This window comes from Pseudomonas sp. GP01-A4 (assembly GCF_058780865.1).
On record NZ_JBYSWF010000029.1, the window covers coordinates 1 to 11,727 of the forward strand.

The window sequence follows — 11,727 nt, forward strand, 5'->3', positions numbered from 1 at the left end:
GAGGGTCAGTCGCCGGAGATGTTGGCTGACCCTCCGCATTCGCGAGCAAGCCCGCTCCCACATTGGGTCTTTGTTGTTCATTCATTATTTATTCGGCAGGACATCCCCACCATGCACCCCAACCCGGCAATCACCCTCGAAAACCAATTCTGCGCCCACAACTATTCCCCCTTGCCGGTGGTGATCGTCAAGGGCGAGGGCGTCTGGGCCATTGGCGATGATGACAAGCGCTACCTGGACATGATGTCGGCCTATTCCGCCGTCAGCCACGGCCATGTCCACCCGCGCATCCGCGCCGCCGCCGTGGCGCAGATCGATAAGATCAGCGTGGTGTCCCGGGCGTTCTACAGCGAACCCTTGGGCAACTTCCTCAAGACCTTGTGCCGCATCACGGGCTTCGACTCGGCCCTGCCGATGAACAGTGGCGCCGAAGCTGTGGAAACCGCGATCAAGGCGGCGCGACGCTGGGGCTACCGGATCAAGGGCATCCCGGCCAATCAGGCCAACATCGTGGTGGCCGACAACAATTTCCACGGCCGCACCTCGACCATCGTCGGCTTCTCGTCGGAGGCGGACTACAAGGCCGACTTCGGCCCATTCTGCAACGGTTTCACCGAGGCGCGCTTCGGTGACATCGAGAGTTTCCGCCAGGCCATTACCGCCGACACCTGCGCGGTGCTGATCGAGCCGATCCAGGGCGAGGCCGGCATTCGCGTGCCGCCCGCGGGTTTCCTGCGGGAACTGCGCCAGCTGTGCGACCAGACTAACACCTTGCTGATCCTCGATGAGATCCAGTCCGGCCTGGGCCGTACCGGCAAGTGGTTTGCCTTCCAGCACGAAGGCATTCGCCCCGATGCATTGATCCTCGGCAAAGCCCTGGGCGGCGGGATCATGCCGGTATCGGCGTTCGTCGCTGATCATTCGATCATGGACCTGTTCGACGCCGGCAGCCACGGCTCGACCTTCGGCGGCAACCCGTTGGCGGCGGCCATTGGCCTGGAAGCGTTGAAGGTGCTGGAAGAGGAGGGCTTGATCGATAACAGCGCGCAACTGGGCCACTACCTGGTGGAGCGCCTGAAGGCCATGCACTCGCCGGCCATCCGCGAGATTCGCGGGCGTGGCTTGTGGGTCGGCGTGGAACTGGACCGCGATGCGCGGCCCATCTGCGAAGCGCTGCTGGCCGAAGGGCTGCTGACCAAGGAAACCCACGAAAACGTACTGCGCATCGCACCGCCGTTGTCCATTACCCGCGAAGAACTGGACTGGGGCCTTGAGCGTATCGAGCGGGTATTCAAACAGCTATGAGTGAGTATCTCAGTCACCTCGACATCGACGGCCAGCGCTTTGCCTGGATCGACCTGCACCAGTTGCTGACCCCGGCGCAACTGCAGCGCCTGCCGTATTCCGTGCGCATCCTCCTGGAAAACATTGCCCGCTGCGCCCCGGCTTCGTTGCCACAGGTAGTGGCGCGGGCCATCGGCGAAGGGCCGGATTGCGAGGTGCCGTTCCAGCCCAACCGGCTGATGTTCCACGACACCACGTGCCTGCCGGCCCTGGCGGATTTCGCCGGCATGCGCGATGTGGTGGCCGAACTGGGCGGTGATCCCCGGGCGGTGAACCCCTCGATCCCGGCGGTGCTGACCATCGACCATTCGGTGATCGTCGAGCACTACGCCGAGGCGGGCGCGGTGGATGCCAACCTGGACATCGATTTTCGCCGCAACAGCGAGCGCTACCGTTTTATCAAGTGGGCCCAGGCCAGCCTGGATAACTTCAAGGTGATCCCGCCGGGCACCGGGATCATCCACCAGATGAACATGGAGTCCATCGCCCAGGTGGTGTGGGAAAGCGCGCCGCGCAACGGCCACGTGCTGTTGCACCCCGACTGCATGGTCGCCACCGACAGCCACACGCCGATGATCAATGCCATCGGCGTGCTGGGCTGGGGCGTTGGCGGGCTGGAAGGGCAGGCGGCGATGCTCGGCGAACCGGTGCCGATTCCTTATCCGCAGGTGGTGGGCATTCGCGTCACCAATGCGTTGCGCGACGGCGTGACGGCCACTGACCTGGCACTGACGGTGACTGAACTGCTGCGCCGGCGCAGCATGGTCGGCAAGTTTGTCGAGTTCACCGGACCGGGCCTGGCGTCCCTGAGTTGGGCGGCGCGGGGCACCGTGGCGAACATGGCGCCGGAATACGGTGCGACCGTGGTGTTTTTCCCGTTTGATGACGAGACGCTGGCGTACCTGACCCTGAGTGCGCGCCCGCAGGCCTTGATCAACAAGGTCTCGGCCTACATGTCGGCGCAATCTCTGTGGCGCCGGGACGACGATCCCGAGCCGGTGTTCGATGAGTTGATCGAGCTGGATCTGGCGCAGGTTGAACCGAGTGTCGCCGGCCCGCATCAGCCCCATCAGCGCCAGTCCCTGGCCCAGGCCGGGGCGTCGTTTCATCAGCATGTATGCGCGCAAAAGCAGGATTTCTTCGAGCCGTCATTCCAGGTGCCGATCACCCATGGCGCGGTGGTGATGTCGGCCATCACCAGTTGCACCAACACCGCCAACCCGGCGCAGATGATCCAGGCCGGGCTCTTCGCCCGTAACGCCCGCGCCCGTGGGCTGACGCGCAAACCGTGGGTCAAGACGTCGCTGTCGCCAGGCTCACGGGTGGTGGCCGATTACCTGGAAGCCGCCGGCTTGCTGGAGGATTTCGCCGCGCTGGGTTTCGACCTGGCGGGCTTTGGCTGCATGACCTGCATCGGTAATTCCGGCAGCCTCGAACGCCATGTCGAGACGTTCGCCGAGCAGGGCTTGAAAGGCGTGGTGGTGCTCTCGGGCAACCGCAATTTCGAAGGCCGGGTCAACCCGAAAGTCCCTGCCGGCTACCTTGCTTCGCCCGCGTTGTGCGTGGCCTATGCGATTGCCGGCAGCATCGACACCGACCTGTCGGCCCAGCCGCTGGCGATGGATGCCCACGGCCAGCCGGTGTTCCTGCATGAGTTGATGCCCAGCGAAGCCGAGGTGGCCGCGCAAGTGGCGGCGGTGGTGCGCCCGGCGCTGTTTCACCAGCGCCAGGCACTGCTGTGGCAAGGCACTCACCATTGGCAGGCGCTGGAAGCCGACGCCAGCGTGCAGTTTGCCTGGCACCCGGCCTCCACTTACCTGCGCCGCCCGCAGTACCTTGCCGGGGTAACGCCGGTGCCGGCCGCGTCCTTGGCCATCAGCAACGCCCGGGCTTTGGTGGTGCTGGGGGATAACGTCACCACCGACCATATCTCCCCGGCTGGCACGATTCCGGCCGACAGCCTGGCCGGGCACTGGCTGCGGGAGCGCGGTGAAGCGCTGGCGGACCTCAACCAGTATTCGACCCGGCGCAGCAACCACGAAGTGATGGTGCGCGGCGCGTTTACCAACCCGCGCCTGAACAATCTGCTGTCCTGCGACCAGCCCCCGCGCCAGGGTGTCTGGGCCTGGAATGCCGACCGCAGCGACTACCTGCCGCTGTACCTCGCCGCGCAGAGCTACGCCGGTACACCCACCGTGTTGTTCGCCGGGATCAACTACGGTGCCGGCTCCAGCCGCGACTGGGCAGCTAAAGTCCTGACCCTGCTGGGGATCAAGGTGGTGGTGGCCCGCAGTATCGAGCGAATCCATCGCAGTAACCTGATCGGCATGGGCGTGTTGCCGCTGGTGTTCGATGAAGGCGCATCGGTGCAGGACTTGAACCTCGACGGCAGTGAGTCCCTGAGCTTCCTCGGCCTGAACGCGTTGCAGGTCGGCGAGAACCCGATCACCTTGCAGATTGACCGCGCCACCGGTGAGACCACGCGTACCCCCCTGACCTTGCGCCTCGACTCGTTGCAGGAGGTTGGTTACCTTGAACACGGCGGCGTCTTGCCCTTCGTCATTCGCAAGACCGTGCAAAGAACCGTTCAAGGAGCGCGTAATGATTGACCCGCAGGTACTGCAACAACTGGCCCCCGAGGGTGTGCTCAGAGCTGCCATCAACTTTGGCAACCCGGTGCTGGCCCAGCGCGGCGAGGACGGCCAGCCCCAGGGCGTGTCGGTGGCGCTGGCCAGGGCCCTGGCCGATGAATTGGCGGTCGACCTTGAGTTGATCACTTTTGATGCGGCGGGCAAGGTCTTCGCCGCGCTGGGCGATGACCGCTGGCGCGTGGCATTCCTGGCCATCGAACCGGTGCGCGAGCAGGAAATCGCCTTCAGCGCGCCCTACGTGATCATCAAGGGTACGTACCTGGTGGCGGTGGATTCACCCCTGGGCAGCGTGACCCAACTCGATGCTCCGGGCCAACGCATCGCTGTCGGCCAGGGTGCCGCGTATGACCTGTACCTGAGCCGCACGGTGCAGCATGCCGAACTCGTACGCGCGCCGACCTCGGCGGGTGCCGTAGACCTGTTTATCGAGCAAGGCCTGAACGCCGCGGCCGGGGTTCGGGATTACCTGCGAACCCGGCTGGATGAGCGCTGGCGCCTGCTGGAGGATGACTTCATGAGCATCAGCCAGGCGGTCGCGGTACCGGTAGCGCACGCAGCCGCTGCCGCGTTCGTCAAATCCTTTGTCGAACGGCAGAAAGCCAATGGTCTGGTAAGACAGGCGTTGTTGTGCAGCGGGCAAAGCCCGGAACTGGCGGCGCCTTAGAGACGGCGCAGGAAGGATTTGACGATTTGCTGGGTGGCCTGGGTGGTATCCAGGTCTTCCAGGCGTGTGTAGGGATGCCACTGGCATTCCTTGATTTCGCTCAGTGGCCGGGCTTCGTCGATATTCACCACCGACGCCTCGAACACATGGTGCAGGGTGTCGCTGGCCTTCAGCTCCTGCAATAACAGCAAACCGTCCACGTTCAGCCCGGTTTCCTCTTCCAGTTCTCGTGCGGCAGCACCTGCCGGGCGCTCATGGCGCTCGACCTTGCCGCCGGGCAATGCCCATTTCGAGCGGGCTTTACGCACGAACAGGATGTGCCCGTCGTGCTCGCAAATCACCGTGGCCCTTATTTTCATCGTCTGTGCCCCCGCAGTTGGATGATTGTCATAAAAGTGTAATGCAATTGTCATGCTCAGTCTTTATCCGGCAGGGTGGAGAGGGGGCCGGAAAACACCGATACTGCCCCATCGAAAAAAACTCACCTGAAGGAGATGCAGATGAACACCGTACGCTGGGGCATGATCGGCTGTGGCGATGTCACTGAACTCAAGAGTGGACCCGCCTTCTACAAAGCGCCAGGTTCTGCGCTGGTGGCCGTGATGGGGCGGCGCGAGGAGGCCGTGCGCGATTATGCGGCACGCCACGGCATTGCCCGTTTCTACACTGACGCCCAGGCGCTGATCGACGACCCGGAAGTAGACGCGGTCTACATCGCCACACCGCCCGACAGCCACCTCGAATACAGCCTGATGGTGGCCGCTGCCGGCAAGCATTGCTGCGTCGAGAAGCCCATGTCCCTGAATGCCGAGCAAAGCGCGCTGATGCAGCGCACCTTCGAACAGGCCGGGCTGCACCTGTTTGTCTCCTATTACCGGCGTTCCCTGCCACGCTTCCAGCAGGTGCGGGACTGGCTGCAGGACGGGCGCATCGGCGAATTGCGTCACCTGACCTGGACCCTGTGCAAGCCGCCTTCGGAAGACGATGCCAGCAGTGCCAACTGGCGCACCGACCCGGCGATTGCCGGCGGCGGGTATTTTGCCGACCTGGCCAGCCACGGTTTTGACCTGTTCCAGTACCTGGTCGGGGATATCGTCGAGGTGGCAGGGTTTACCGCGCGCCAGGCGGGGCGCTATGCCGCCGAAGATGCCGTCACCGCCTGCTGGACGTTCGCCTCGGGCGCGCTGGGCATGGGCTGCTGGAACTTTGTCGCCGACCGGCGCGAAGACCGGGTGGAGATGATCGGCAGCAAGGGCCGCATCACGTTTTCGGTGTTCGATGAGGCGCCGTTGCGGCTTGAGGGCGAGACCAGCGAGGTGCTGGAGGTGCCCAACCATGCACATATCCAGTGGCATCACGTGCTGGGGATGAATGCGCATATTCGCGGCGAGAGCAAACACCCGGCACTGGCGATCGAGGCGTTGAAGACCGACCGGGTCATGGACCGGGTGCTACAACGTAACCCCAACCTGGCGGTTTAGCGGTGCTTTAATTTTGTCTTTTTAAGGAATGAACGGATGAAAATGAAAGCAGCCTGGATTGTGCTTTGCCTGGCGTTGGCCGGGGCCGCGACGGCAGCGCCACGGGCCCAGGGGCAGGCCGGGGAGTTTGACTTTTATGTGTTGTCGCTGTCCTGGTCGCCGACCTTCTGCCTGACGCACCCGGACGACCAGCAGTGTTCGGGCAAGGGCTACGGGTTTGTCCTGCATGGGCTGTGGCCGCAGTACGCGAAGGGCGGCTGGCCGGCTTCGTGTGAGCCGCAGTCGCGCTTGTCGGATGCAGACTTCGCCCGGGGCAGGACACTGTTCCCGTCGCCCAAACTGCTCAGGCATGAATGGGCCAAGCACGGCACCTGCAGCGGCCTTGAGGCTTCGGCTTACCTGGACAAGACCGATGCAGCGCTCAGCGTGGTCAAGATCCCGCAGCAGCTTGAGCCCTTCAATGTCCGAAGCGGCCTGGGCGCGCGGGACATCGAAGCGCTGTTTCGCGAGAGCAACCCGGCCATGGGCAACCATGGCCTTGCGGTGATCTGCAAGGGTGCCGTGCTGACCGAGGTGCGGGTGTGCCTGACCAAGGACCTGGCGTTTGCCGGCTGCCCGCGCAGCGTCAAGAGCCAGTGCCGGGATGGCGATATTCGGATCCCGACCCAGCGCTAAGCGGACTCAGGCGGGCCCATAACCTTTATGGGCCTGCTCGATCTCTTCCACCAGGCGGTCAATGCCCGCCAGGCGTGCCCGGTTGTCGTGGTCCCAGGGATGGAACCCGGGCTTGAAGTAATGCAACCAGGGCAGCGCCATGCGCGGGAACACGCCCTTGGGTCCGTACAGAAACTTGAGCATCCGCCAGAAGCCCTTCAAATGCCCGCCCGAACGCCGGTCGGCAAACAACAGGCGCAGGTGAAAGTCCAGGATCGTCAGCCAGAACAGCCCCGTGGTGATGAGCATGGTGGAAGTGCGCAGCAGATAACGCTTGGGCCCGGGCTTGATCACGCTGTTCCACACATCAAACGCCACCGCCTTGTGCTCGGTTTCTTCCAGGGCATGCCAGTACCACATCTGCTGGTAACCCTTGACCGAATCCCCGAACCGCGACGGGTCGCTGAGGAGGATTTCCGCGAGCATCGCGGTGTAGTGCTCCAGGGCAATGGTCACCGCCAGGTTGAAGGAGGCGGGCAGGTATTTCTTTTGCGCGTCGAGGATCATCTTCAGCCGACGGTCGAGGGTATTCGCCGGCAGCCCTGCGGCTTGCAGCAGATCGTTGTAGGCCACGTGCTCGCGGCTGTGCATGGCTTCCTGGCCGATGAAGCCCTGGATTTCTTTCTTCAGCTCCGGGTCTTCGATGCGCTGGCGGTAGTGACGCACGCTGTCCATGAAGAACAGTTCGCCCTGGGGAAACAGCAACGACAGTGCGTTGAAAAAGTGGGTAATGAACGGGCCTTGTTCATGCCAGTCCTTGATGCGTTCGGCCGGCAGGGCAAAACGGAGGTCGCGGCGAATCGGCAGCATGGTCGGTACTCCAGTTCAGAGACGGTGCTCTTCGTTGGTTTCAAGGACGGGCGAGGGCGCATTGCGTTGCTTGGGCGCCATGCGTTTGCTGGCCAACACCACCAGCGCTTGATAGGCGGCAGGCAGGCAGCGGGCGAGCAGGTCCAGAAAATAGGCGTCGCGGCCAATCAGCACGCGGCGTTTGTTTTTGCGTACGCCTTGCAGGATCACTTTGGCGGCCTGGTCGGCGTCGGTGATGAACAGCTTTTCGAAGTCGGCCCGGGCCTGCTGTTCGCTGTGAATCAGGAAGCCGGTCATGTTGGCGTCGATCCGGCTGCTGCGGCAGATGTCGGTGCGGATCCCGCCAGGGTGCACGCAGGTGGCCGAGACCCCGCTTTTCTGCAGGTCGAGTTCCTGGCGCAAGGACTCGGTAAAACCACGCACGGCGAACTTGGTGGCGTTGTAGCCGCTCATGCCCGGCTGGGCGAACAGGCCGAACACGCTGGAAGTGTTGACCATATGCCCATCGCCGCTGGCCTTGAGGTACGGCAAAAAGGCCTTGGTGCCGTACACTACGCCCCAGAAGTTGATCCCGACGATCCATTCCAGGTCGGTGTAGTCCACGCCTTCGACGGTGCTCGACAGCGCGACGCCGGCGTTGTTGAAGATCAGGTTGATCTGGCCATGTTCGGCGGCGCATCGGGCGGCCCAGTCTTCCACGGCCTGGCGCTCGGAAACGTCCAGCACCTGCGAGGTGACCAGCACCGGTGCAAGCACCTGGGCCTTGATCAGTGCGACGGTCTGCTCCAGGCCCTGGCTGTTTTTATCCGCCAGCGCCAGGTGGCAGCCTTCACGCGCCAACGCCAGGGCCAAGGCGCGGCCCATGCCGGAAGCGGCGCCGGTAATGGCCGCCACGCGGCCGTTGAATGACTTCATGACAGGCTCCCTTCTGCGGTGGTGTGGGGCGTTGCGGCCGGGCGCGCGGTGGACGGTATCGGCACCAGGCTGGCGACGTAGTCCTTGAGGGCGAAATGCCGGGTGACCTGCTTGAAACGCCAGGTGGAGCCGGGCCACAGCGTGGTGTTCTTGCCGGTGCGTGGGTCCAGGTACCAGCTCTTGCAGCCGCCGGTGGACCAGATGGTGCCGTTGAGTTTTTCCTGCAGCCTGGCGTTGTAGGCCAGTTCCACCGCCGGCTTGACGTCCACCGTGGCGATGCGATGACGCTGCATTTGCTGCAGGGCATCGAGGATGTAGGTGACCTGGGCCTCGATCATCAGAATCATCGAGTTATGCCCCAGCCCGGTGTTGGGGCCGACGATCAGGAACAGGTTCGGATAGCCCGGCACCGTGGTGCCCAGGTAGGCGTGGGCGCCGTCTTGCCAGGTGTCCATCAGGTCGATGCCGTGGCGCCCGATGATGCAGTTGCGGGGCAGCGGATCGGTGGCCTGGAAGCCGGTGCCGAAGATGAGGCAGTCGGCCGGGTGCTTGATGCCGTCGGCGGTGATCACCCCGTCGGCCTCGATGCGCAGCACGTTATCGGTTACCACCTGCACATTGCTGCGGGACAGGGCCGGGTAGTAGTCGTTGGAGATCAGCACGCGCTTGCAGCCGATGGTGTAGTCCGGCGTCAGGGTCTTGCGCAGGGAAGGGCGGGCCACTTGTTTGTGCAGGTGGCGCACGGCGATTTTCTGCACCATTTTCATCAGGCGCGGGTGCAGGGCAAAGCCCACCACGCGACCTTCCAGTGCCCAATAGAACGCGCCGCGTACCAGGCGCTGGGTGAACGGCAGGTGCTTGAAGGCCCAGCGCTCGAAGCGTGAAATCGGCCGGTCGGGCTTGGGCATGATCCACGGCGGGGTGCGCTGGAACAGGTCCAGGTGGGCCACCTGCGGCGCAATCTGCGGCACGAACTGAATGGCACTGGCGCCGGTGCCGATCACCGCCACGCGCTTGCCCTTCAATGAATACTCGTGGTCCCACTGCTGGGAGTGGAAGCGCTTGCCCTTGAAGCTGTCCAGGCCCGGAATATCCGGCAGTGCCGGGCGCGACAGGCCGCCCATTCCCGACACCAGCACCCGCGCACTCACCTGGCGGCCATTGCTGAAGCTCAGGCTCCAGCGCTGTTGCGCCTCATCAAATACCGCCTTCTCCAGGCCCATGCCAAAGCGCAGGAACGGCGCCAGTTCGAAGCGCCGGGCGCACTGCTCCAGGTAGGCGCGAATCTCCGCCTGTGGCGCAAATTGCCGGGTCCAGTCCGGGTTGGGCGCAAAGGAAAACGAATAGACATGGGATTGCACGTCGCAGGCGCAACCGGGGTAGTGGTTGTCCCGCCAGGTGCCGCCGAGAGCATCGGCCTGTTCGGCAATAAAGAAGTCGTGGAACCCGGCTTCCTTGAGTTTGATCGCCATGCACAGCCCGGCAAATCCGGAACCGATGATGGCGATGTCGATGGTGTCATGGGCATTCATAGGCTGTCCCTCGTGGGCCGGTGGCGCCTTACGGGTGTCGACATCGGATGTGCTCCTTGTTTTTGTTTTGGCTTTTTAGATAGAACACCATTGCAAAGGAAAATTGAATTATTTATTTTAAAAAAGATTTTAAATAATCTACCTGAAAATATCGTCTAGGCTACGACCCAGTTCCTCATGTGCGACTTATCCGACGGACGAGAGCTTGTACGCACACAGTTAAGGTCCAGGGTGGACGATGGCTGAGGCCTTGACCAATACCGGTCGGGCCGCCAGCAACGCAGGGATGCAGAGGACCGAGCTATGGCTGTCGAGTGGGTTGTCGCTGCGGGTGTGTGTGTAGGGTTAAGCGTAGTGTTGTGGGCCTTCAGTGCCCGGATGACACGGCGAATAGAAGCTGCTGTTCCGATCAACGGGCGCTTTCTGGAGATCAACGGCGAGCGCTTTCATTATGTAGACGAGGGCAAGGGCCCACCGCTGGTGATGATCCACGGGCTGATGGGCAGCAGTCGCAACTTGACGTACGCCTTGTCTGCCCAATTGCGTGAGCACTTTCGAGTGATCACCGTGGATCGTCCGGGGTCGGGTTATTCCACCCGGCATGCCGGCACGGCCGCGGACCTGCCTGGCCAGGCCCGGCAAGTCGCCAGCTTTATCCAGACGCTGGACCTGGATAAGCCGCTGGTGCTGGGGCATTCCCTCGGCGGGGCGATCTCCCTGGCACTGGCACTGGACCATCCCCACGCGGTGTCCGGATTGATCCTGGTGGCGCCCCTGACCCATCCCCAGCGCCTGCTGCCGCTGGTGTTTATGTCGTTGGCGATACGCCCGGGATGGCTGCGACGCTTTATGTCGCACACCCTGACCATGCCGATCGGATTGCTGACCAAAGGCTCGGTGGTCAAGGGCGTGTTTGCCCCCGACCCGGCCCCGGAAGACTTCGCCACCCGTGGTGGCGGCTTGTTGGGCATGCGGCCCGAGAACTTCTATGCCGCCTCCACCGAGATCAACCTGGTCAACGATTTCCTGCCGGACATGGTCAAGCGCTACCCGCAGCTGACGTTGCCGATCGGGCTGATTTATGGCGCGCAGGACAAGGTGCTGGATTTCCGCAAACACGGGCAGGCCCTGGCCAGCCTGGTGCCGGGCCTGAAACTGCAGCTGGTGGAAGGGCGCGGGCATATGTTGCCGATCACGGCCACCGAGCGTGTCGCGGCGGTGGTCGAGCAGATAGCCAAGCGCGTCCGGCCGCCGGAAAGCGCCACGGTGTTGCACCCGCCGTTTGCGTTGGCGAGTAAATAATTGTGCGACTGAACTCGCGGTTCGAACTCGTCAATGCTTGCCCTAGACACCTGACCAAACGGCTGAAAAAGAGACTGCTCGGTCACGTTCAAAAGGGTTCAAGAAACTAGTTGACGACCTAACGATTCCGCGCTATTTATTTAAAAAAATTATTTCAATGTCTAATTTGAAACAATTTTTGAAATGCCTAAGAGCGAATAAAATAATGAAAAAAACGCCTTTTATCGCATGGTTGAATTCTCGGGGCAGTCACCGCTCCGTGTACCTGTCCAGTGTTGATTTTTGCTCCCTGCCTGCCTGCGTCGTGCGGAGGC

General features: G+C 62.8%; 10 protein-coding genes. 6 read left to right on the forward strand and 4 right to left on the reverse strand.

Features of this window, described 5'->3' with window-relative positions; all coding sequences use genetic code 11:
• Positions 1 to 111 precede the first annotated feature (111 nt).
• Genes rocD through AC3WKX_RS17555 form a run of 3 tightly spaced genes read left to right on the forward strand, consistent with a single transcriptional unit; the run spans position 112 to position 4,659 of the window.
• Positions 112 to 1,305, forward strand: coding sequence for an ornithine--oxo-acid transaminase (rocD, locus tag AC3WKX_RS17545; RefSeq protein WP_087694138.1), 1,194 nt, complete (start codon positions 112 to 114; stop codon positions 1,303 to 1,305).
• A complete protein-coding gene (acnA, locus tag AC3WKX_RS17550; protein WP_102605507.1) occupies positions 1,302 to 3,953 on the forward strand; it encodes an aconitate hydratase AcnA in 2,652 nt (883 codons plus the stop codon). Before rocD ends, acnA begins: the two co-directional genes overlap by 4 nt.
• Positions 3,946 to 4,659, forward strand: a complete 714-nt coding sequence (locus AC3WKX_RS17555) for a transporter substrate-binding domain-containing protein (RefSeq protein WP_003214641.1) — start codon at positions 3,946 to 3,948, stop codon at positions 4,657 to 4,659. Before acnA ends, AC3WKX_RS17555 begins: the two co-directional genes overlap by 8 nt.
• On the opposite strand, the gene AC3WKX_RS17560 is transcribed toward AC3WKX_RS17555, so the two are convergent.
• The gene (locus AC3WKX_RS17560; protein WP_032899596.1) at positions 4,656 to 5,018 is read right to left on the reverse strand and encodes an NUDIX hydrolase; all 363 of its coding nucleotides are present in this window, start codon (positions 5,016 to 5,018) and stop codon (positions 4,656 to 4,658) included. The two genes, AC3WKX_RS17555 and AC3WKX_RS17560, sit on opposite strands and share 4 nt — an antisense overlap.
• 141 nt (positions 5,019 to 5,159) lie before the next feature.
• Here AC3WKX_RS17560 and AC3WKX_RS17565 point away from each other — a divergent pair, with 141 nt between their 5' ends.
• Positions 5,160 to 6,140, forward strand: coding sequence for a Gfo/Idh/MocA family protein (locus AC3WKX_RS17565; RefSeq protein WP_087694134.1), 981 nt, complete (start codon positions 5,160 to 5,162; stop codon positions 6,138 to 6,140).
• A 36-nt stretch (positions 6,141 to 6,176) separates the two neighbouring features.
• Positions 6,177 to 6,815, forward strand: a complete 639-nt coding sequence (locus tag AC3WKX_RS17570) for a ribonuclease T2 family protein (RefSeq protein ID WP_003214647.1) — start codon at positions 6,177 to 6,179, stop codon at positions 6,813 to 6,815.
• Positions 6,816 to 6,821: 6 nt separating this feature from the next.
• On the opposite strand, the gene AC3WKX_RS17575 is transcribed toward AC3WKX_RS17570, so the two are convergent.
• From AC3WKX_RS17575 to AC3WKX_RS17585, 3 genes are read right to left on the reverse strand one after another with little or no spacing between them, the layout of a single operon-like run.
• Positions 6,822 to 7,664 (reverse strand): metal-dependent hydrolase, encoded by an 843-nt coding sequence (locus tag AC3WKX_RS17575; RefSeq protein ID WP_003214649.1) that lies wholly within the window; start codon positions 7,662 to 7,664, stop codon positions 6,822 to 6,824.
• A gap of 15 nt (positions 7,665 to 7,679) precedes the next feature.
• Positions 7,680 to 8,579: an SDR family NAD(P)-dependent oxidoreductase gene (locus AC3WKX_RS17580; RefSeq protein WP_102605506.1), complete on the reverse strand. Its 900-nt coding sequence runs from the start codon at positions 8,577 to 8,579 to the stop codon at positions 7,680 to 7,682.
• On the reverse strand, positions 8,576 to 10,111 hold the full coding sequence (locus tag AC3WKX_RS17585; RefSeq protein ID WP_003214655.1) for a flavin-containing monooxygenase: 1,536 nt from the start codon (positions 10,109 to 10,111) through the stop codon (positions 8,576 to 8,578). Before AC3WKX_RS17585 ends, AC3WKX_RS17580 begins: the two co-directional genes overlap by 4 nt.
• Before the next feature lie 303 nt (positions 10,112 to 10,414).
• On the opposite strand from AC3WKX_RS17585, the gene AC3WKX_RS17590 reads away from it, so the two are divergent.
• The gene (locus AC3WKX_RS17590; RefSeq protein ID WP_023658917.1) at positions 10,415 to 11,413 is read left to right on the forward strand and encodes an alpha/beta fold hydrolase; all 999 of its coding nucleotides are present in this window, start codon (positions 10,415 to 10,417) and stop codon (positions 11,411 to 11,413) included.
• Positions 11,414 to 11,727: the final 314 nt, after the last annotated feature.

Excerpts from the sequence above, each read along its gene's own strand:
- rocD (WP_087694138.1), top strand. The coding sequence starts at position 112 with ATGCACCCCAACCCGGCAATCACCCTCGAAAACCAATTCTGCGCCCAC.
- acnA (WP_102605507.1), top strand. The coding sequence starts at position 1,302 with ATGAGTGAGTATCTCAGTCACCTCGACATCGACGGCCAGCGCTTTGCC.
- AC3WKX_RS17555 (WP_003214641.1), top strand. The coding sequence starts at position 3,946 with ATGATTGACCCGCAGGTACTGCAACAACTGGCCCCCGAGGGTGTGCTC.
- AC3WKX_RS17560 (WP_032899596.1), bottom strand. The coding sequence starts at position 5,018 with ATGAAAATAAGGGCCACGGTGATTTGCGAGCACGACGGGCACATCCTG.
- AC3WKX_RS17565 (WP_087694134.1), top strand. The coding sequence starts at position 5,160 with ATGAACACCGTACGCTGGGGCATGATCGGCTGTGGCGATGTCACTGAA.
- AC3WKX_RS17570 (WP_003214647.1), top strand. The coding sequence starts at position 6,177 with ATGAAAATGAAAGCAGCCTGGATTGTGCTTTGCCTGGCGTTGGCCGGG.
- AC3WKX_RS17575 (WP_003214649.1), bottom strand. The coding sequence starts at position 7,664 with ATGCTGCCGATTCGCCGCGACCTCCGTTTTGCCCTGCCGGCCGAACGC.
- AC3WKX_RS17580 (WP_102605506.1), bottom strand. The coding sequence starts at position 8,579 with ATGAAGTCATTCAACGGCCGCGTGGCGGCCATTACCGGCGCCGCTTCC.
- AC3WKX_RS17585 (WP_003214655.1), bottom strand. The coding sequence starts at position 10,111 with ATGAATGCCCATGACACCATCGACATCGCCATCATCGGTTCCGGATTT.
- AC3WKX_RS17590 (WP_023658917.1), top strand. The coding sequence starts at position 10,415 with ATGGCTGTCGAGTGGGTTGTCGCTGCGGGTGTGTGTGTAGGGTTAAGC.